General features: G+C 73.7%; 17 protein-coding genes. 9 read left to right on the forward strand and 8 right to left on the reverse strand.

Annotated features, from left to right (window positions below):
* Positions 1–31 precede the first annotated feature (31 nt).
* Entirely contained in the window at positions 32–370 is a 339-nt protein-coding gene (locus ACWD6N_RS23755; RefSeq protein WP_354967709.1) for a DUF3817 domain-containing protein, read from the forward strand.
* 38 nt (positions 371–408) lie between these two features.
* On the opposite strand, the gene ACWD6N_RS23760 is transcribed toward ACWD6N_RS23755, so the two are convergent.
* A complete protein-coding gene (locus ACWD6N_RS23760) occupies positions 409–1,269 on the reverse strand; it encodes an alpha/beta fold hydrolase (protein ID WP_354967654.1) in 861 nt (286 codons plus the stop codon).
* A gap of 50 nt (positions 1,270–1,319) precedes the next feature.
* Positions 1,320–1,868 carry a hypothetical protein gene (locus ACWD6N_RS23765; RefSeq protein WP_450005174.1) on the reverse strand — a complete coding sequence of 183 codons (549 nt, stop codon included), beginning with the start codon at positions 1,866–1,868 and terminating at the stop codon, positions 1,320–1,322.
* A 142-nt stretch (positions 1,869–2,010) separates the two neighbouring features.
* Here ACWD6N_RS23765 and ACWD6N_RS23770 point away from each other — a divergent pair, with 142 nt between their 5' ends.
* Genes ACWD6N_RS23770 through ACWD6N_RS23780 form a run of 3 tightly spaced genes read left to right on the forward strand, consistent with a single transcriptional unit; the run spans position 2,011 to position 6,023 of the window.
* Positions 2,011–3,135, forward strand: a complete 1,125-nt coding sequence (locus ACWD6N_RS23770; protein WP_450005172.1) for a baeRF2 domain-containing protein — start codon at positions 2,011–2,013, stop codon at positions 3,133–3,135.
* On the forward strand, positions 3,128–4,882 hold the full coding sequence (locus tag ACWD6N_RS23775; RefSeq protein ID WP_354967656.1) for a thiamine pyrophosphate-binding protein: 1,755 nt from the start codon (positions 3,128–3,130) through the stop codon (positions 4,880–4,882). Before ACWD6N_RS23770 ends, ACWD6N_RS23775 begins: the two co-directional genes overlap by 8 nt.
* A gap of 49 nt (positions 4,883–4,931) precedes the next feature.
* Positions 4,932–6,023: an iron-containing redox enzyme family protein gene (locus ACWD6N_RS23780; protein WP_354967657.1), complete on the forward strand. Its 1,092-nt coding sequence runs from the start codon at positions 4,932–4,934 to the stop codon at positions 6,021–6,023.
* 9 nt (positions 6,024–6,032) lie between these two features.
* On the opposite strand, the gene ACWD6N_RS23785 is transcribed toward ACWD6N_RS23780, so the two are convergent.
* Positions 6,033–6,263, reverse strand: coding sequence for a CDGSH iron-sulfur domain-containing protein (locus ACWD6N_RS23785; RefSeq protein ID WP_354967658.1), 231 nt, complete (start codon positions 6,261–6,263; stop codon positions 6,033–6,035).
* A gap of 233 nt (positions 6,264–6,496) precedes the next feature.
* On the opposite strand from ACWD6N_RS23785, the gene ACWD6N_RS23790 reads away from it, so the two are divergent.
* Entirely contained in the window at positions 6,497–7,909 is a 1,413-nt protein-coding gene (locus ACWD6N_RS23790; RefSeq protein ID WP_387328000.1) for a hypothetical protein, read from the forward strand.
* Positions 7,910–8,132: 223 nt separating this feature from the next.
* Positions 8,133–9,269, forward strand: a complete 1,137-nt coding sequence (locus ACWD6N_RS23795; protein ID WP_354967659.1) for a SigB/SigF/SigG family RNA polymerase sigma factor — start codon at positions 8,133–8,135, stop codon at positions 9,267–9,269.
* 72 nt (positions 9,270–9,341) lie between these two features.
* On the opposite strand, the gene ctaD is transcribed toward ACWD6N_RS23795, so the two are convergent.
* The 5 genes from ctaD to ACWD6N_RS23820 all read right to left on the reverse strand — a co-directional run bounded on the left by ctaD (position 9,342) and on the right by ACWD6N_RS23820 (position 15,053).
* Positions 9,342–11,333, reverse strand: coding sequence for an aa3-type cytochrome oxidase subunit I (ctaD, locus tag ACWD6N_RS23800; RefSeq protein WP_354967660.1), 1,992 nt, complete (start codon positions 11,331–11,333; stop codon positions 9,342–9,344).
* A gap of 126 nt (positions 11,334–11,459) precedes the next feature.
* Positions 11,460–12,188, reverse strand: coding sequence for an ATP-binding protein (locus ACWD6N_RS23805; protein WP_354967661.1), 729 nt, complete (start codon positions 12,186–12,188; stop codon positions 11,460–11,462).
* Between the two features lie 107 nt (positions 12,189–12,295).
* Positions 12,296–12,754, reverse strand: coding sequence for a DUF4383 domain-containing protein (locus ACWD6N_RS23810; protein ID WP_354967662.1), 459 nt, complete (start codon positions 12,752–12,754; stop codon positions 12,296–12,298).
* A gap of 81 nt (positions 12,755–12,835) precedes the next feature.
* Entirely contained in the window at positions 12,836–13,993 is a 1,158-nt protein-coding gene (locus tag ACWD6N_RS23815) for a glycosyltransferase (RefSeq protein WP_354967663.1), read from the reverse strand.
* Positions 13,994–14,036: 43 nt separating this feature from the next.
* Complete coding sequence (locus ACWD6N_RS23820) at positions 14,037–15,053, reverse strand: glucosyl-3-phosphoglycerate synthase (protein WP_354967664.1); 1,017 nt, start codon at positions 15,051–15,053, stop codon at positions 14,037–14,039.
* Positions 15,054–15,247: 194 nt separating this feature from the next.
* Here ACWD6N_RS23820 and ACWD6N_RS23825 point away from each other — a divergent pair, with 194 nt between their 5' ends.
* Genes ACWD6N_RS23825 through ACWD6N_RS23835 form a run of 3 tightly spaced genes read left to right on the forward strand, consistent with a single transcriptional unit; the run spans position 15,248 to position 19,143 of the window.
* Positions 15,248–16,258, forward strand: coding sequence for a Gfo/Idh/MocA family protein (locus ACWD6N_RS23825; protein ID WP_354967665.1), 1,011 nt, complete (start codon positions 15,248–15,250; stop codon positions 16,256–16,258).
* Positions 16,251–17,339, forward strand: a complete 1,089-nt coding sequence (locus ACWD6N_RS23830) for a zinc-binding dehydrogenase (RefSeq protein ID WP_354967666.1) — start codon at positions 16,251–16,253, stop codon at positions 17,337–17,339. The genes ACWD6N_RS23825 and ACWD6N_RS23830 overlap by 8 nt, the downstream gene beginning before the upstream one ends.
* Positions 17,340–17,391: 52 nt before the next feature.
* Positions 17,392–19,143, forward strand: coding sequence for an ABC transporter ATP-binding protein (locus ACWD6N_RS23835; RefSeq protein ID WP_354967667.1), 1,752 nt, complete (start codon positions 17,392–17,394; stop codon positions 19,141–19,143).
* The last annotated feature ends 20 nt before the right edge of the window (positions 19,144–19,163 follow it).

Here is a 19,163-nt window from a genome sequence, read left to right on the forward strand (position 1 = left end):
GCATTGCCGCCCGAGAGGTGGTGGCGTGGGAATGCGTGAGAAGGTGACCCGGCTCTTCGTCGCGGCGGCGATCGCCGAGGCGTGCTCGTGGCTGGCCCTGTTGATCGGCATGGTGGTCAAGTACGGTCCGCCGGAGAACGAGCTGGGCGTCAAGATCTTCGGCCCGATCCACGGCGGCCTGTTCGTCGCGTACGTCCTGCTGGTGCTGGCGGTGGCCCGGCTGCACCGGTGGAGCCTGCTGGCCACGGTCGTGGCGCTGGCCTGCGCGGTGCCGCCGTTCGCCACCCTGGTCTTCGAGCGCTGGGCCCGCCGTCGGGGCATGCTCGAGTCCGCCCGCCGACCGGCCCGCGAGCCCGCCCCGGTCGGCTGAGCGGCACGTCGCGCTGATCCGCCAGCCGTGCTGACCGGTCAGTCGGCCAGGAAGTCGGCGAGTACGGCGGCGAGAGCCTCCGGCGCCTCCTCGGCCATGTGGTGGCCCGAGTCGATCGACGTGGCCCGGACGTCGTCGGCCCACTCCCGCCAGATCGCCGCCGGGTCGCTGTGCAGCTCCACCATGTCGTCGCGCTCGGCCCAGACGAACAGCACCGGGCAGCCGATCTTCCGCCCGGCGGCGCGGTCCGCGTCGTCGGCCGCCCGGTCCGGGCCGAGGCCCGCCCGGTAGTCCTCGCACATCGCGTGGACCGTGGCCGGGTCGTGGATCGCCCGGGAGTAGTCCGCGTACGCCTCCTCGCCCATCTCGGCGGGGGAGCCGCCGTACCAGGCGTCCGGATCCGCGTTGATCACCCGTTCCGCCGGCTTGTCGGTCTGGCCGAGGAAGAACCAGTGCCACCAGCGGGCGGCGAAACGGGCGTCGCAGCTGGCCAGTGCGGCACCGATCGGCACCCCGTCGAGCGCACCGAGCCGGCTGACCCGATCCGGGTGGTCCAGCGCGGTGCGCACCGCCGCGTACGCGCCGCGGTCGTGGCCGACCACCGCGGCCCGCTCGTGGCCGAGCGCGTCGAGCAGCGCGACCACGTCGCGGGCCATCGCCCGCTTGGCGTACGCGGAGTGGTCGGCGGTCTCCGCCGGCTTCGTCGACCCGCCGTACCCGCGCAGGTCGGGGCAGATCACCGTGTGTCGCTCGGCGAGCAGCGGCGCCACCCGGTGCCAGGTCGCGTGGGTACGGGGGTGGCCGTGCAGCAGCACCACCGGCGAGCCGGACCCGCCGTGGCGCACCCGCAGGCGCACCGGGCCGACGTCGATCTCGTCGAGGGTGAATCCGGGAAACATGCCGATGCCGGTGCCCACCCCGCCGGGCGCGGAAACCCGGGCCCGGCCGGTCAGGTCAGCGCGGAGCAGGCCGCGACGCCGGCGAGCAGCAGCGCGCCCAGCACCGCCTGCAACAGCAGCGGCGGGCCGAGATGCGACCAGAGCGTCGCGGTACGTGGGGTGAGCAGCTGCCCGGTGGTGAGGTTGACGATCCGCTCGATCCGGGGCGGCAGCTCCGGGTCGCGTTGCGGGCGCAGGGTCAGCTGCACCTGGTCGGCGGGGTGCAGGGCGCTCTGCGGCAGGTGGCCGTGCAGCTCCACCTCGCAGAGCTGGCCGGCGGTGTTGCGCAGCCGCACCGGGATGACCAGGTATTCCGGGCCCTGCTTCAGCTCCTTCCAGCGCCGCCGGGCGCCGCCGCCCCCGGCGGAGAAGAGCGAGCGCAGCAGCAGGGCGGGGAGCGCGGCGAACGCGGCTGCGGCGAGCACCACGACCACCACCGGCTGGCCGATGCGCACCTCGCGCGTGTAGCCGTCAAGCAGGCGGACCAACCGCCCGGTGACGATCCGCTCCGTCGGGTGCACGATCCGTCTGGTATCGAGTCCGCTGTCCATCTCCACCACCGAGAGTCCGCTTCTGTTCACGCATCGTATCGACGTCCCCGGTTGAACGACGTGAATGAAACCTGGTCACGGGCTCACGGCCGCGAGGTGACATCCCCGGCGACCCGGGTAAGCGGGGGGCCGAGCTGGAAAGGGGTCGAGCATGCAGCTGTCCTTCCTGCGCCCGCTCTACGACCGACCCGGGCCGTGGTGCTCGGTGTACCTGGACGCCTCCGCCGACACGGAGGACGCCCACCAGGCGCTGGCACTGCGCTGGCGTGCCCTGGCGCGTCAACTAACCGACCAGGGCGCGGACGAGGCGACCGTCGCCGCGCTGGACCGGGTGATCCGTGGCCACGACCCGATGGTCGGCGACTACGGCCTCGCGGTCTTCGCCACCCGCGGCCGGGTGGTGCTCTCCGAGTTCCTCTCCGCGCCACCACTGAGCGACCTGGCGAGTTACGCGCCACTGCCGCACGTGATGCCGTTGCTCGCCCAGCGCGGCGAGCAGGTGGCGTGGGTGCGGGTGCTGGCCGACCGGACCGGCGCGGACGCGATCGCGATCAGCGCCGGCGGTGTGCCCCGGAAGGCGCACGTCGTCGGCCGGGAGACCTTCCAGGTGCGCCGGGTGCAGCCCGGCGGCTGGTCTCAGGACATCTACCAGAAGGCCGCCGTGGAGGCCTGGCACCGCAACGCCGACGACGTCACCGCGGCGACCGTGGAGCTGGCCGAGAAGGTCGGCGCGGAGGTGGTGGTGGTGGCCGGCGATGTTCGGGCCACCGGGATGATTGCCGCCCAGATGCCGGAGCGTTGGCAGGACCTCATGGTGCGCACCGACGCGGGCTCGCGGGCCGGCGGCGCGGACCAGACGCTGCTGGACGACCTCACCGTGCAGACCATCGCGGAGGTCGCCGATCAGCGGATCAGCGCCGCGCTGGACCGGTTCGGCGTGCAGGAGGACGTCGGCGCCGGGCTCGACGCGGTCGTCTCGGCCCTGCAACGCAACCAGGTGGACACCATGCTGATCGTGGACGATCCGTCGGCCAACGGCGAGCTGTGGGTCGGCCCCGAGCCGACCGAGATCGCCGTCGACCCGGGGCAGTTGGCGGCGATGTCGGTGACCGACCCGCAACGGGTTCGCGCCGACGCGGCCCTGGTCCGGGCGCTGGTCGGCACCGACGCGGCGCTGACCGTGCTGGGCCCGGACGAGGCGCCCGAGCTCAGCGACGGCGTCGGCGCGGTCCTGCGGTACGTCGATGCCAGCACGCCCGGGCGCGGCAATGGCTGAGCGCAGCGTTGCCGACCTGGTGGTGGAGCGGCTCCTGGCCTGGCGGGTGCCACGCGCCTTCGGGTACCCGGGCGCGGCGATCGCCCCGCTGGTCCGGGCGCTGGACCGCACGGGCGGCGACCCGGCGTTCGTCCCGGCCCGGCACGAGGAGACCGCCTCCTTCATGGCCACCGGGCACGCCAAGTTCACCGGCGGCATCGGGGTCTGCCTGGCCACCCAGGGGCCCAGCGCGGTCCAGCTGCTCAACGGCCTCTACGACGCCAAGTTGGACAGCACGCCGGTGGTGGCGATCATCGGCGAGGACATCTCCGGGCCGCTCGGCGGCGCGCACCAGCAGATCGGGCTCAGCCGGCTCTTCGCGGACGTGTGCAACCAGTTCGTGCAGTACGGCCGCAGGCCCGAGGACGTACCCGCGCTGCTGGACCAGGCGTTCCGCACCGCGGCGGCGACCCGCAGCCCGACCTGCGTGGTGCTGCCCCGGCAGTTGCAGGAGGCCGTGGTGCCCGACCTGCAGCCGCAGTCGGTCGGCGTGATCTCGGCGACCCCGGGCGTGCCGCTGGCCCGGGTGCTGCCGCACGACATGGACCTCGACGCCGCCGCGCAGCTGCTCGGCAGCGGCCAGCGCACGGCGATCCTGGTCGGCCAGGGCGGTCGGGACGCGGCCGGGGAGATCACCGAGTTGGCCGACCGGCTCGGCGCCGGGGTGGCCACCTCGCTGCTGGGCAAGCCGGTGCTCGACGAGCGGCTGCCCTACCACGCCGGGGTGCTCGGCGAGGTCGGCACGTCGGCCGCGGCCGAGCTGATGGGCGGCTGCGACACGCTGCTGATGGTGGGCACCAACGATCCGTGGACGGACTACTTCCCGATGCCCGGTCAGGCCCGGACCGTCCAGATCGACATCGACGGACGGCGGATCGGCACCCGATACCCGGCGGACGTGCCGCTCGTCGGTGACGCCGCCGAGACGCTGCGGGCGCTGCTGGCGCGGGTGCCGCACCGGCCCAACCAGCAGTGGCGCGCCACGGTGCAGAGCTCGGTGGACCGGTGGCGCTCGACCGCGGCCGACCGGGCCGCCGCGCCGGCCGACCCGGTCAACCCGCAGCTCGTGCTCCAGGAGCTGTCCACCCGGTTGCCGGCCGTCGGCGCGGTCGCGGTGGACGTCGGGTCGGTCCTCTACTGGTACGCCCGGCACCTCGTCCTGCCGCCCGGGGTGAACGCGCAGCTGTGCGGCACCCTCGGCTCGATGGGCTGCGCCCTGCCGTACGCGGTGGCCGCCAAGCTCGCCGCCCCCGACCAGCCGGTGCTCGCGCTGGTCGGCGACGGCGCCATGCAGCTCAACGGGCTCGCTGAGCTGATCACCGTGGCGCACCTCTGGCAGAAGTGGCGCGATCCGCGGCTGGTGGTGCTGGTGCTCAACAACCGTGACCAGTCCGGCATGGGCGGCGGGCGGCAGACGTCGCCCGACCCGGCGCAGCGCCGCCCGGACGTGCCGTACGCCGGCTGGGCCCGGCTGCTCGGGCTGCACGGCGTCCGGGTGGACCGCCCGGAGCTGGTCGGTGCGGCCTGGGACGAGGCGCTCGCCGCGAACCGGCCGTGTGTGCTGGAGGCGGTGGTCGACGCCGCCGTGCCACTGGCGCCGCCGCAGCCGGCCTTCGCCGACCTGCGCGGCCTGTACGCCGACGGGGAGGCCGCCCGGCGGGTCCGCGAGCAGGTGGAGCTCACCGTGAACGCGGAGGGCCTCGTTTAGGGGTGGCCCGCCTGGGCATCAGTAGCGGCCCGAGGACGCTGGAGGTCACATGCTGGAGCCCGCCGACCGTCGTTACGGTCCCGCGGCCCTACCGCAGCCGCGCGGTCCGCTCTCCGCGGCGGTGGCCGGGGCCCTGCGGCGTCCGCCGCACGATCTGCCGGCGGGCCTCGGTGCCGACCTGGACCCGGCGGACCCGCTCGCGGACGAGGATCTCCAGCTGACCCTGTTCCTCTGCTACGAGCTGCACTACCGGGGTTGGCGCGGGGTGGATGAGAGCTGGGAGTGGCAGCCGACGCTGCTGGCCCTGCGGGCCCGTGCCGAGCGGCCCTTCGAGGCGGCGCTGCGCCGGCTGTCCGCCCCGCCGCCGCTGCCGCCGGCCGGGGTGGCGGCGGCCCTGGCCGAGCTGGTCGCGGCCGACGACGGGCCTCCGCTGGCGACCACCCTCCAGCGGCGTGCCGACCTCGCCCAGTTCCGCGAGTTCGTCGCCCACCGCTCGGTCTACCACCTGCGCGAGGCGGATCCGCACAGCTGGGCGCTGCCCCGCCTCGGCGGCCCGGCGAAGGCCGCCCTGGTGGAGATCCAGACCGACGAGTACGGCAACGGCCGGCTGGATCGTATGCACGCCGAGCTGTTCCGGCGCACCCTCGACCGGCTGGGCCTGGTTACCGGCTACGGCGCCCACCTCGACGTGGTGCCCGCGGTGACGCTGGCGACCAACAACCTGATGTCGCTCTTCGGGCTGCACCGACGCCTGCGTGGCGCGCTGCTCGGTCACCTGGCCGCCTTCGAGATGACCTCGTCGGTGCCGAACCGCCGCTACGGCAACGGGCTGCGCCGGCTCGGCCTGGACGAGGTCGCCACCCGCTTCTACGACGAGCACGTCGAGGCCGACGCGGTGCACGAGCAGATCGCCGCGCACGACCTGTGCGGCGGGCTGGTCCGCGCCGAGCCGGCGCTGGCCGGTGACGTGCTCTTCGGCGCGGCGGCCGCGCTCGCGGTGGACCGGCTGTTCGCCGCGCACCTGCTGGACAGCTGGGCCGCCGGCCGCAGCTCGCTGCGGGCGCGCACCGCGCTGACCGTCTCGCTGCCGGCGACCGCGACCGCGACCGCCGCCGCGGGACCCCTGGCCGGCGTCGCCTGACCGCGGCGGTCACCCCTCCCGGGCGGTTCCCGCGCGGAAGTTCACCATCTTGTGGGTGCCGTCGCAGAACGGCTTGAGCGCCGACCTGCCGCACCGGCACAGCGCCACCGTGCCCCGGCGGGCGTCGATCCGCTCACCGTCGGGGGTGACCAGGGCGAAGTCGCCGCGGACCAGCAGCGGTCCGTCCTGGTACGGGGTGATCGTCGCGGCGGCCGGCTCGCTCGTGTCGTCGGTGCGCATGAGCCCGGAAGTGCCCGCCCTGGCCCCGGCGAAACCCGGGCCACCGTGCCCGGCCCGTTCGCCCCCGGCGACCCGCTCCCGCCGCCCACGGCGGATCGTCGTGGAACGCCGGTGATGACCGTGGACCCCCGCCGACCAGCGGATTGTGCCGCCGGGTGGGTGATGCCCCGTTTGAACCCCATCGGGACGGGAAGCCGGGCCGCGTGGTGAGCGAACGAGGCAAGGTAGAGCCGGTGCACAAGGTGCGCAAGGGGCTCACGGCCGACGGTGCCGGTCTGGCCGGCGACCGGGTCGTGGCCGTGAGCAGTCCCGCCCGGGTGCTGGTCGCCGCCACCGCCCGGGCACTGCGTGGTGTGGACTGCGCCGACCTCGGGCACGCCGGGCCGGTGTCGCGGTTCCCCGGCGCCCCGGAGCCGGTCCGTCGCGCAGCGGTCAGCCGGGCCGCCGGCCGGGTCGCGCTCACAATGGCTCAGGTCGACGAGGTGGACGCCGGGCGGGTCGCCCGCTGGTTCGTCGACCAGTACCCGCGCCAGCGCTACCCGGGCGTGCTGATCGGCTCACCGCATGGCGCGGCGGCCCACCTCGCGGTGGCACTCGGCGTGCCGTGGCTGCCGGCCGGCTTCGAGATGTCGGTGCACTGGACCGGCGGCGCGGTGGACCGCCCGGGTGCGGCGCTGGAGCACGGCGAGGCGCTCGCCGCCCGACTGCTCGCCGGCAACCCCGACGTGCATCTCCGCCAGGTGCACTGCCCCGCCAGCCGTGGCCCGCTGACCGGGGTGACCGTGTCGCTGGCCGCCCGCTGGCGGGCGCTGCCGGCGGCCTACACGCAGTTCCTGGCCGACCGGCTGACCACCGGGGCCCCGGTGGTGCTGGTTCGCGACGCGCGGACCTGGCCGGTGCTGGAGCGCGGCCCGGGGCACAGCTTCCAGGTCGGCTGCCCGGCCAGCGGGCTGGACCCGGTGGACTTCCACCCCGACAGCCACGCGCTGCGGCAGGTGCTGCGCTCCGTCGGCGGGGATGCCGCCCGGTGGGAGCCGCCGGAGATGTCCGTCCCCTCGGGCGCAGCCGAGCACGGCGTGGACTCGGGCTTCGAGCTGGCCGCGCGGGACTGGGCGGCCCGCCGGGAGCACCCGCTGCACCGGGTGCTGGTGCCCCGGCCGGCGGCGCTGAGCGCGGCAGTGGCCGACCTGTACCGGCACTGGCTCCGCGGCGCCGGCAAGACCGGTGACCGGTTGGTGGTGGAGTGCGGCCGGTTGATCGATCCGTGGCAGGTGGTGCGCGCGGGGCTGGTGCCGTACTGGTGCGAGAACGCCACCCGGCGCAGCGTGGACGAGGCCGAGTGGTGGCTGGCCGGCAGCGAGACGTTCAGCTCGGTGGACGTGCTGCCCGAGCCGCCCGGGGTGCGCTCGCCCGCCCTGGCCGGGCTGCCGCAGTGGTTGGCCGTGGCCGGGTTCGGCCGGCGTCGTCGGGCGTTGGACCGGACCGCCGCTCGGGGCTACCCGGTCACCTCGGTACCCACCCGCCGGGCCACCGAGGTGCTCCGCGCCCAGCCGTACGACCTGCCCACGCCGCCCCCGCTGGGGGCCGCCGAGGCGCTCTCCATGCTCCGGGACAGCGGCGGCCACCAGGGGTTGCTGATCTCCTGAGGCGGAGCACGCCGAAACATCCTCGCGAACCCGGGGTCCCGTGATTGAGTACCTACGGAGCGGGAACATCGCTGACTGCGACGGCCTGATTGCGCTGCGCAAAGGCGTTGTCGCCCGCTGGCATCCCAGTCACTGACCCACTTTTCCGGCCCGGTGCGTGGCTCGACCACGCGCACGACCGGTTTCCCGATCCGGGCGGGGGACCTTCCTGAGGGAGGCGCGGATGTTCGGACAGACGAGCACGACCACACCACCACCCACCGATCGAGGTCTGGAGGACCTCGATGCGGCAGCGCTGGCGTACGCGGCCCGAATTGAGGGGCTGCCGCCGGAGCGGCGGCAGGAGGCACGGGACGACCTGGTCCGCTTCGCGCTGCCGTTCGCCGGCCGCCTGGCCCGCCGGTACCGGGGGCGCGGGGAGCCACTGGAGGACCTGGAGCAGGTGGCCCGCCTTGGCCTGGTCAACGCCGTCGACCGGTATGACCCGGAACGGGGCTCGTTCACCGCGTACGCCGCGATCACCATCGTGGGTGAGATCAAGCGGCACTTCCGGGACCGCACCTGGGGCGTGCACGTGCCCCGCCGGCTACGCGACCTGATCCTGGAGGTCGGTCAGGCCACCGCCGCGCTGACCAGTGAGCTGTCCCGGGCGCCCACCGTCGCGGAGCTGTCCAAGCGGTTGGAGACGCCGGAGGAGGAGATCCTCGCGGCGTTGGAGTCGGCGGCCGGCTACAGCCCGGCCTCGCTCAACGCCCCGGTGGGCGGGGAGAGCTCCGCGGAGTTCGGTGACCTGGTCGGCGAATCGGACAACGCGCTGGAATCGGTCGACGACCGGGTGACCGTGAGCGGCCTGCTGCACCGCCTGCCCTGGCGGGAACGGCGGATCCTGGCGATGCGCTTCTACGGCAACCAGACCCAGGCGGAGATCGCCGCCCGGTTCGGCATCTCGCAGATGCACGTCTCCCGGCTGCTGTCGCGGGCGCTGACCTGGCTGCGGCAGGCGATGCTCGCCGACGCGCCGCCGCCCTGGCAGAACGGCGCCGCCGAGCCGGACCCGGGCAAGACCCGGATCTCGGTGAAGCAGAACGGCGACCGGGTGGTCGTCGAGGTCGGCGGCGAGATCGACCGGGACGGTGCCGACCAGCTGCGCCGGGCGATGCTGGAGGCGGTCACCGGCCAGCCCAGCGAGGTGGTCGTCGACCTGGTCGGCGCGGGCGGCTTCGACGCCGGCGGGATCGCCGCGTTGATGGCCGGACGGGACGCGGCCGCCCGGACCGGGGTGCCGCTGCGGCTGACCCGGGTCCAACCCGCGGTACGCCGTTCGCTCACCGCCGCCGGCCTGGCACCCGCGCGGGACTGAGCGCAGCCGGGCACCGTACGCGACGAGGGCCGACACCCACGGGTGTCGGCCCTCGTCAGCGCGTACCGCCGGTCAGCGCTCCTCCGGGTCCTGGTCGCTGTGCGGGTGCCGCCACCGCTCGTGCGGCTTCGGCGCCTCCTCTTTGTCCTCGGGCGCGTCGCTCTGCTCGAAGCTCGGCCGGCGGATGCCCTCGGGCTCCGGGACATCCACGGGCCGGGCACCGGACTGCGGGGTCGGCTGGAACTCGGTCGCGTCGCGGGCGCCGTGCGCGCCCTCGGCGGCGGGCGACTCCGGCACGTGGTGCTCCATACGCAACTCCTCGGCGAAGTGCTGTGGCGGCTTGGTCGTGCGCTGTGGCAGGTCCCGGCCCAGGTCGGCGACGAGCGGGCCGTACTTCAGGTCGAACGCGGGACGCTCGGAGCGGATCCGGGGCATCCGGTCGAAGTTGCGCAGTGGCGGCGGGCAGGTGGTGGCCCATTCGAGGGAGTTGCCGAAGCCCCACGGGTCGTCCACCGTCACCATCGCCCCGTACCGCCAGGACTTCCAGGCGTTGTACATGAAGAACAGGGTGGACAGGCCGAGGATGAACGCGAAGATGCTGGAGATCGTGTTCAGCGTGGTGAAGCCGTCGGTCGGCAGGTAGTCGGCGTACCGGCGGGGCATCCCCTCGCTGCCCAGCCAGTGGTGCACCAGGAAGGTGCCGTGGAAGCCGATGAACATGGTCCAGAAGTGCGCCTTGCCGATCCGGTCGTCGAGGAGCCGTCCGGTCATCTTCGGCCACCAGAAGTAGTAGCCGGCGAAGAGTGCGAAGACCACCGTGCCGAAGACCACGTAGTGGAAGTGCGCCACCACGAAGTAGGTGTCGTGGGTGTGCCAGTCCGCCGGCGGGCTGGCCAGCAGCACCCCGGTGAGTCCGCCGAGCAGGAAGGTGACCAGGAAGCCGATGGAGAACAGCATCGGCGTCTCGAAGGTGAGCTGTCCCTTCCACATGGTGCCGATCCAGTTGAAGAACTTCACGCCGGTCGGCACGGCGATCAGGTAGCTCAGGATGCTGAAGAACGGCAGCAGCACCTGGCCGGTGGCGAACATGTGGTGCGCCCAGACCGTCATCGACAGGAAGGTGATCGCGGCGGTGGCCAGCACGATGCCGGTGTAGCCGAAGAGCGGCTTGCGGGAGAAGACCGGGATGACCTCGCTGATGATGCCGAAGAACGGCAGCGCGATGATGTAGACCTCGGGGTGGCCGAAGAACCAGAACAGGTGCTGCCAGAGCATCGGGCCGCCGGTGCCCGGATCGAACACGTGCGCGTTGAGCAGCCGGTCGGCCGACAGCGCCAGCAGCGCGGCGGCCAGCAGCGGGAAGACCATGATCACCAGCAGGCTGGTGAACAGCATGTTCCACGTGAAGATCGGCATCCGGAACATGGTCATCCCGGGCGCGCGCAGGGTCAGGATCGTGGTGATCAGGTTGACCGCGCCGAGGATGGTGCCCAGGCCGGAGATGACCAGGCCGATGACCCACATGTTCGCGCCGACGCCGGGGGAGTGCTCGGCGCTGCTCAGTGGGCTGTACGCCGTCCAGCCGAAGTCGGCCGAGCCGCCGGGCGTCAGGAGCCCGCCGACCACCATCACCCCGCCGAACAGGTACAGCCAGTAGGCCAGCGCGTTGAGGCGGGGGAACGACACGTCCGGCGCGCCGATCTGGATCGGCACGATGAAGTTGGCGAACCCGAACGCCGCAGGGGTGGCGAACAGCAGCAGCATCACCGCGCCGTGCGAGGTGAACAGCTGGTTGTACTGCTCCGAGGAGAGGAACTGCAGCCCGGGGCGGGCCAACTCGCCCCGCATCAGCATCGCCTGCAGCCCGGCCAGCAGGAAGAAGCCGAACGAGGTGAGCAGGTAGAGCACACCGATCTGCTTGTGGTCGGTGGTGGCGAGGAACTTGATCAGAGAGCTGCCGGGGGTCGGCGTTCGCAGTGGCCCGGGGAAGCCCCCGAAGCGGGCCGGTGCCAGGATCGCCGGGCCCCGATCGCGACTGGGTTCCGTGGTTACCCGCTTGGCCATGGCTGCTCACCCCGCCGTTGTGACAGAAAAGGACGGGTGTACCTACCCGACCCTCTGACCATGAAACCAGGGCAGAGCGGCAATTTCAGTCAGTTCGCCAGAGGTTGGCGGAACCACCCGGAACGCTCACGTTGCCGGCACCATCGCCCAGACCGCCTTGCCCTGGCCGGCCGGCACGCTGCCCCACCGCTGAGCCAGCTCCCGAACCAGCAGCAGCCCGCGCCCACCCTCGGCGCGCAGGTCCGCCTCGGCCGGCCGGGCCGCCGCCCGGCTGCCGTCCACCACGGCCAGGTGCAGGTACGGCCGGCGCAGGGTCACCGTCACCTGCATCGGCGTGCCCGCGTGCCGGACCACGTTGCCGACGAGCTCACTGAGCACCAGTGCGGCCGGGCCGGCGGCATCGGGAAGGTTCCACCGCGTGCACGCGTCGACGACCAGCTCCCGAGCCCGCCGGCAGGCCTCGGCCACCGGCTCCAGCCGGGCCTGCAACCGGGGCGGGGCGGCGGCGCCGGCCACCCGGGTCGCCTCTTCGCAGTCCCGGGACACCGGAACCACCCGGCACGCGGTCGACTCGGCCAGCCAACGCGCGGCGGCCGGCGGTGGCGCGCAGAGCACCACCGGCACGGCCGGCCACTCCGCGGCCCGCCGGGCCGTCGCGGCGAAGACGGACAGCGCCAGCCGGTCCCGGACGGTGACCTCGGCGAGGTCGACCACCAGCGCATCCGGTTGAGCGGCCAGCACCCGGTCCAACACGCGGTGCACCGACCGCATGGTGCCCAGGTCCAGCGGACCGCAGAGCCGGACGACCGCCACCGGTGCGGTGTCGCTCACCTCCCAGGTGATCCGGCTGGACATGGACCCTCACCTCGCTGATGTGTCGGGACCTGCGAACTACCCGAGGCGCACCACGGTCAAACCGGACCTACGGGCCGGGCGAGGCAGGTCACGGGTGACGCGGCCGGTCAGGGACGGGCACGGCCGGTCAGCACGCCCAACGCGATCATGCCGACGCCGAGGCCGAGGTGCAGCCAGTCGTCGGCGTCGTTGACCGGCAGCACGTTCGCCCCGGTGTCGTGGTCCACCGCGAGGCCGTACAGCCACAACACCAGGTAGACGGCGCCGCCGCCGACGAGGAACGCCCGCGCGCCGCCGACCGTCCGGGCCAGCACCAGGCCGGCCACCCCGAACAGCAGGTGCACCAGGTTGTGCAGCACCGACACCTGGAACACGCCGAACAGGTACGCGCCCGAGCCGTGACCGGCGAACCGGAGATCGGACGTGCCGCTGGTGATCCCCGGGACGAAGCCGAGCACGCCGATCAGCAGGAACAGCACCGCCACGGTCCCGGCGGCCCGTCGTACCGGTGGCTTGCCGTCGGCCGGATTGTGCCGGGCCCGGGAGTGCGCCATCGGTCCGACCATCACCGACTCCTCGCTGCGGGGCGGGCGTGAGCGCTGCGGGCTACCCGTCGCCGCCGATCGCAAACCCGTCGGAGGCGCCGGTCAGACCGGTTGCAGGCGCGGCGCGCTGGCCGGCTGGCGGACCCGCTGATACAGCTCGACGTACCGCTGAGCCATCACCGCCGGGGTGAACCGCTGCGCGGCCACCCGACGGCACTCGTCGGCGTCGAGCAGCTCGGCGGCCAGCACCAGCTCACCCAGTTCCTCCTCGTCGGCGGTGAGCAGCCCGGTGCGACCGTGCTCGATCAGCTCCGGCAGGCACCCCCGGGCCGTCGCCACCACCGGCGTGCCCAGGGCGAGCGACTCGACCACCGCCGTGCCGCCCGGCTCCTCCCAGCGCAGCGGGAACAGCGAGGCGCGGGCGCTGGCGAGCAGGTCGTCACGCTCCTGACCGGCCACGGTGCCGACCCAGCGGACCAGGTCACCGTCGACGTGGGGCGCCACCTCGTCGAGGAAGAACCGCACGTCCGGGTTCTGCCGGGCCTCGTCGCCGGCCGCGGCCAGGTCGGCCGGGCGGTGGTAGGGGCCGACAGGCCCGGCCAGCACCAGCGGGAAACCGACCTGGTGAGCGAGTCGGGCGCCCACGTCCTGCCCCTTGCCCGGGTTGATCCGGCCGAGGATGAGCAGGTGCTCGCCCTTCTCCGGGAGGGACCGCCGGTCGGCGTCCACGGCCAGCGGGGTGGACAGGTGCACGTGCCCCACCGAGTGCTCGCGGAGCGCCTGCGGGGCCCGGGCCAGCTGGGACGCGGACACACCGTTGACGCGGACCCGCTCGCCGCCGTCCAGGCTGCCGTAGAGCGCGGGGTGCTTGGCCAGGTCCCAGTGCAGGGTGTGCAGGGTCGGCGGGCCGCTCGGCCCCATCGCCGTGAGGGTGGCCAGCCCGACCGCCTCCACGTGATCGTGCACCAGGTCGATGTCGTCGCGGGCGTGCAGCTCGCGCACCACCCCGGCCAGGTGCGCCTGCGCGATCCCGCAGACCTGGTTGTACGGCCGCTGAAGCGCGGCGAACTGCCCGTCGGGAAACACCGACACCTTCTCGTCCACCGGCAGGCTGCTGCTCTCCACCGAGGCGAGCACCACCCGTACGCCGAGACGCCGCAGCTCCGGCACCAGAGTGGCGATAACGTTCTCGATGCCGCCGTAGCCCGGCGGCGGCACGGACAGCCACGGGCCGGCGTTCATCAGCACGGTGAGGCTCATCGGTCCCGGCCCTCCCATGCGCCCGACATGAACGCCCCGGCCCTCACGCCGCGGCCACCCGTCGGCGGGGCACCCGGTGGCGCAGCTCGGCCAGCGGCGGGCGCTCCTCGATGGACACGTCGCTGACCACGATCTCGCGGTCGAGGTTCGGCAGCGTGTCGGAGCCGCCGCGGCGGAACTGGGTCAGCAGCACCTCCGGTGACATGCCGGGGATCGCCCAGCCACGCCGTTGCAACCGGGCCCAGGCGGTCAGCATGATCTGTGCCGACATCCGGCCGAGCGCCGCCGTGTCCTGGTGCCGGTGCTTGCGTTCACCGAGGTCGACCTGCGCCAACGCGTCCAGGCCGACCAGGTCGAGCAGATCGATCAGCATCGCCGTCTCCACTCCGTACCCGGAGACGAACGGCACCTGGGCCAGCACCTCGCGCCGGCCGGCGTACTCGCCGGCGAGCGGCTGGACGAAGCCGGCCAGCTCGGGCCAGAAGAGGTTGAGCAGCGGTCGCGCCATCAACTCGGTAACGCGGCCGCCGCCGTCCGGCTCGACGCTGGCGGTGCCCACCAGTGGCCGGTGGTAGAAGCCCTTCACGAATTCCACCGACGGGTCGGTCAGCAGTGGGCCGAGCAGCCCGCTCACGAAGTGCGGCCGGAACTCCCGCAGGTCGGCGTCGATGAACGCCACCACGTCCCCCTCCGCGGCGGCCAGGCCGGCCCAGAGCGCGTCGCCCTTGCCGGTGAGCCGAGGCAGCCCCCGGGTCATCTCGTCCTGGCTGACCACCTCCGCGCCGGCGGCCCGGGCCACCTGCGCGGTGCGGTCGGTCGACCGCGAGTCCACCACGATCAGCTCGTCGACCAGGGCGACCCGATCCATCAGGTGCTCCCGGATGGTCGCCACGATCGCACCGACGGTGGCCTCCTCGTTGTGCGCCGGCAGCACGACGCTGACCCGGCTCTGCCCCTTGGCACGCAGCAGCCGGCGTGCCGGCCACGCCGCCGCCGACGTCGTCCGGTACGTGGCCCACGCCTCCACCACCGGTGACACGCTCGATGTCGTATCCCGCACGGGCACCCCTTTTGAATCGTGGGCGGATAACCGAGGTTGGTTGTTCCCATTCCCCACCATGCGCTAACCGCCTCCAGCGAACAGCTTGATCACAGGGGTGACCTCGCCGCGTTCCCGGGGGATGAACGTTTGATTGCGCTCACCCCGGGGGACTGCTCCCATCGAAGATGAAACGCTCTCGAAGGGCTTGTCGAATGCGTGTATGCCGGGTGGGTCTGGTGGGCGCCGGTGGAGTGGCACAGCGGCACGCCCGCGTGCTCGCGGGGTTCGATGACGTCGAGCTGATCGGCGTGACCGACGTGGCCCCGGAGGCGGCGTCGGCGCTGGTCGCGCAGCACGCCGGCCGAGCCTGCGCCGACGTCGCCGAGCTGCTGGCCGCCGGTCCGGACGCAGTCTACGTCTGCGTGCCACCGTTCGCGCACGGCCCGGCCGAGGAAGCGGTGATCGACGCCGGTGTGCCGTTGTTCGTGGAGAAGCCCGTCGCGATCGACCTGGTGACCGCCGAGCGGATCGCCGATCTGATCGCCCGGCGCGGGCTGCGTACCGCCGTCGGACACCACTGGCGCTACCTGAGCGTGCTCGATCAGGCCCGCGAGCTGCTCGCCGACCGTCCGGTGCGGATGGTCAGCGGCTCCTGGCTGGACAAGGTGCCGCCGGTGGCCTGGTGGTCGCGGCGGGACCGCTCCGGCGGCCCGGTGGTCGAGCAGGCCGCGCACGTGCTGGACCTGATCCGCGCGCTGGTCGGCGAGGTCACCGAGGTCACCGCGTACGGCAACGGCACACCGCCGCCGGTGGACGGCGCCGACATCGACTCGGTGACCACCGCCACGTTGCGCTTCGCCGGCGGCGCGGTCGGCACGCTCAGCGCGGCCTGCGTGCTGGGCTGGAAGCACCGGGCCGGGCTGGAGATCCTCGCCGACGGGCTGGCTATGTCGATCACCGAGGACGGCCTGCTGATCCGCGACAGCGACGGTGAGCGGCACCTGCCCGCCGGTCCGGAGGCCGCCCGGGTAGCGGTCGACCGCGCCTTCATCGACGCGGTGCGCGGCATCGGCGACGACGTGCGCGTCCCGTACGCCGAGGCGTTGGGCACCCAGCGGCTGGCCCTCGCGGTGGCCGACTCGGCCCGCACCGGCGAGACCGTGCGGCTCACCACACCCGTCGGGCCGACGGTGCTCGCGACCGGCGTGACCGTCGATGCGTGACAGGGTCGTGGTGGTCTCCGCCCCCGGCCGGGTGGAACTGGTCGAGCAGGACGCCGCCCCGCCGCGCCCCGGCACCTTCCGGGTCGAGACGCTGTTCAGCGGCGTCTCCGCCGGCACCGAACTGAGCTACGTCAAAGGCACCAACCCATACCTGCACGTCACCTGGAACGCCGACCTGGGGCTGTTCCAGCCGGGCGGGGCGAGCACCCCGTACCCGGTGACCCGGCTGGGCTACATGCAGGTCGGCCGGGTGGTGGAGAGCGCCACCCCGGCGGTCGCGGTGGGCGTGGTGGGTGCGATGACGTACGGGCACCGCACCGGCTGGCTGGCCGACCCGGTCGCCGAACGGTTCGTGCCGCTCCCCGACGACCTGGACCCGCTGCTCGGCGTCTACGTCGCGCACATGGGCCCGATCTGCGCCAACGGTCTGCTGCACGCCGCCGCCGACCTGTACGGCGCGGGCGTCCGCTCGCTGGGCGACGGGGTGCGCGGCCGGCGGGTCGCGGTGGTCGGCGCCGGGGTGGTGGCGCTGCTGACCGCGCTGTTCGCCCGGCGGCACGGCGCCGCCTCGGTGATGGTGCTCGACCCCACCCCGCAGCGCCGGCAGGTCGCCGAGGCGCTCGGCCTGGAAACCCTCGACCCGGGCTCGGACGACCCGGCTGCGGTGCTCAAGACCCGCTGGGCGCACACCGCCGGCGACCGCGGCGCCGACGTGGTGTTCCAGTGCCGGGGGCAGGCGTGGGCGTTGCAACTCGCGCTGCGGCTGCTGCGGCCACAGGGCACCGTGATCGACCTCGCCTTCTACCAGGGCGGCGCGGACGCGGTCCGGTTCGGCGAGGAGTTCCACCACAACGGGCTGTCGCTGCGCTGCGCGCAGATCGGTCGGGTGCCGCGCGGGCTCGCGCCCACCTGGGACCGGGAGCGGCTCTCCGCCGAGACCGTCGACCTGCTCCGGGCGTACGGGGACGTGATCCGCAAGCACCTGATCTCGGCGGTGGTGCCGTTCGACGAGGCGCCCACCCTGCTCACCGACCTGGCCGAGTGCCGCCGCCACGAGCTTCAGGTGGTGCTGACCGGCTGATCCGGCGCCGGAGCGGGCTTCCCGGGTGACCGGGCGGGCTACCGTTCCCGCCATGAGCACCCCTGACGCCCGGCCCGTCGGCCTGGCCGCGCTGCTGCCGTACCTGCGTGAGCACCGCGGCACGCTCGCCGTGGTGGGCGCCCTGTCGCTGGCCGGTGCGGCGGCATCGCTCGCCCAGCCGCTGCTCACCCGGTCGGTGCTCGACCGGGTGAGCGCCGGCGGCGCGGTGACCGACCTGGTGGCGGTGCTGGTGGTGCTGGTGGTGCTCGGCGCGGCGGTCGGCGGGCTGCGCGACTACCTGCTGCAGCGCACCGCCGAGGGGCTGGTGCTGGGCACCCGGCGGCGGCTGGCCGGGCACCTGCTGCGGCTGCCCATCGCCGAGTACGACAGCCGGCGCACCGGCGACCTGCTCTCCCGGGTGGGTTCGGACACCACCCTGCTGCGCGCGGTGGTCACCTCCGGGTTGTTCGAGACGGTCACCGGGGCGGTGATGGTGCTCGGCGCGGGCACGGCGATGGTGCTGCTCGACCCGCTGCTGTTCGGTGTCACCCTGCTCGGTGTGGGGCTGGGGCTGGGCTTCGCGGCCACCTTCGCCCGGCGGGTCCGGGCGCTGGCCCGTGCCGCCCAGGAACGGATCGGCGAGATGACCTCGGCGGTGGAGCGGGCCATCTCGGCGGCCCGGACCATCCGGGCGAGCCGGGCCGAGGGCCGCGAGGCGGAGATCGTCACCGGCAGCGCCCGGTCGGCGTACGCGGCGGGGCTGCGGGTGGCCCGGGTGCAGGCGGTGGTCGGTCCGATCGGCTCGGTCACCGTGCAGGGCGCCTTCCTGCTGGTGCTCGGCATCGGCGGGGCCCGGGTGGCCGCCGGCGCGATCACCGTCGGCGACCTCGTCGCCTTCGTCATGTACCTGTTCTTCCTGGCCCTGCCTCTGGCCCAGGTGTTGCGCGCGTACACCCAGTTGCAGACCGGCCTGGGCGCGTTGCAGCGGATCGAGGAGATCCTGGCGGTGCCGGCGGAGGGCGGGGCGGACCGGCCGGTGGGAACCGGGGTGACGGCGACCCCGCGCCGCCCCGCCCCGATGATCGAGTTCGACCGGGTGGGGTTCGGCTACCCGGGCGGCGAAGCGGTGCTGCACGAGGTGAGCTTCGCGGTGCCGGCCGGCACCCGCACCGCCCTGGTGGGCCCGTCCGGCGCCGGAAAGTCGACCCTGCTGGCCCTGGTCGAACGCTTCTACGAGGTGAGCGCCGGTGCCGTCCGGCTGGACGGCAGGGACGTACGGGAGCTGCCCCGCGACGTGCTGCGGGCCCAGCTCGGATACGTCGAGCAGGAGGCCCCGGTGCTGGCCGGAACGCTGCGGGAGAATCTGCTGATCACCACCCCGGACGCCACCGACGACCGACTGCACGAGGTCCTCGACAAGGTCAACCTGGCTCATCTGGCGCAGCGGTCCCCGCAGGGCCTGGAGGTTCAGGTGGGCGAGGGTGGCGTGCTGCTCTCCGGGGGTGAGCGGCAGCGGCTGGCCATCGCCCGGGCGCTGCTGGCCGGCCCGCCGGTGCTGCTGCTCGACGAGCCGACCAGCAACCTCGACGCGCGCAACGAGGTCGCGCTGCGCCGCGCCATCGACGCGGTGGCCGTCCGCCGGACACTGTTGATCGTGGCGCACCGGCTCGCCACCGTGGTCGACGCCGACCAGATCGTCGTCCTCGACGGCGGTCGGGTGGTGGCCGTGGGCACCCACGCCGAGCTGACCGCCACCGACCCGCTCTACCGGGAGCTGGCCACCCATCAGCTGCTGGTCGGCTGACCCGGCGGCGTCGGCGTCGA

The organism is Micromonospora sp. NPDC005163 (assembly GCF_053599835.1).

What these genes read in the sequence shown, in the direction of transcription:
- ACWD6N_RS23825 (WP_354967665.1), top strand. Translation starts at nt 15,248, where the DNA reads ATGCGTGTATGCCGGGTGGGTCTGGTGGGCGCCGGTGGAGTGGCACAG.
- ACWD6N_RS23770 (WP_450005172.1), top strand. Translation starts at nt 2,011, where the DNA reads ATGCAGCTGTCCTTCCTGCGCCCGCTCTACGACCGACCCGGGCCGTGG.
- ACWD6N_RS23755 (WP_354967709.1), top strand. Translation starts at nt 32, where the DNA reads ATGCGTGAGAAGGTGACCCGGCTCTTCGTCGCGGCGGCGATCGCCGAG.
- ACWD6N_RS23830 (WP_354967666.1), top strand. Translation starts at nt 16,251, where the DNA reads ATGCGTGACAGGGTCGTGGTGGTCTCCGCCCCCGGCCGGGTGGAACTG.
- ACWD6N_RS23805 (WP_354967661.1), bottom strand. Translation starts at nt 12,188, where the DNA reads ATGTCCAGCCGGATCACCTGGGAGGTGAGCGACACCGCACCGGTGGCG.
- ACWD6N_RS23785 (WP_354967658.1), bottom strand. Translation starts at nt 6,263, where the DNA reads ATGCGCACCGACGACACGAGCGAGCCGGCCGCCGCGACGATCACCCCG.
- ACWD6N_RS23780 (WP_354967657.1), top strand. Translation starts at nt 4,932, where the DNA reads ATGCTGGAGCCCGCCGACCGTCGTTACGGTCCCGCGGCCCTACCGCAG.
- ACWD6N_RS23835 (WP_354967667.1), top strand. Translation starts at nt 17,392, where the DNA reads ATGAGCACCCCTGACGCCCGGCCCGTCGGCCTGGCCGCGCTGCTGCCG.
- ACWD6N_RS23815 (WP_354967663.1), bottom strand. Translation starts at nt 13,993, where the DNA reads ATGAGCCTCACCGTGCTGATGAACGCCGGCCCGTGGCTGTCCGTGCCG.
- ACWD6N_RS23760 (WP_354967654.1), bottom strand. Translation starts at nt 1,269, where the DNA reads ATGTTTCCCGGATTCACCCTCGACGAGATCGACGTCGGCCCGGTGCGC.
- ACWD6N_RS23810 (WP_354967662.1), bottom strand. Translation starts at nt 12,754, where the DNA reads ATGGTCGGACCGATGGCGCACTCCCGGGCCCGGCACAATCCGGCCGAC.
- ACWD6N_RS23775 (WP_354967656.1), top strand. Translation starts at nt 3,128, where the DNA reads ATGGCTGAGCGCAGCGTTGCCGACCTGGTGGTGGAGCGGCTCCTGGCC.
- ctaD (WP_354967660.1), bottom strand. Translation starts at nt 11,333, where the DNA reads ATGGCCAAGCGGGTAACCACGGAACCCAGTCGCGATCGGGGCCCGGCG.
- ACWD6N_RS23795 (WP_354967659.1), top strand. Translation starts at nt 8,133, where the DNA reads ATGTTCGGACAGACGAGCACGACCACACCACCACCCACCGATCGAGGT.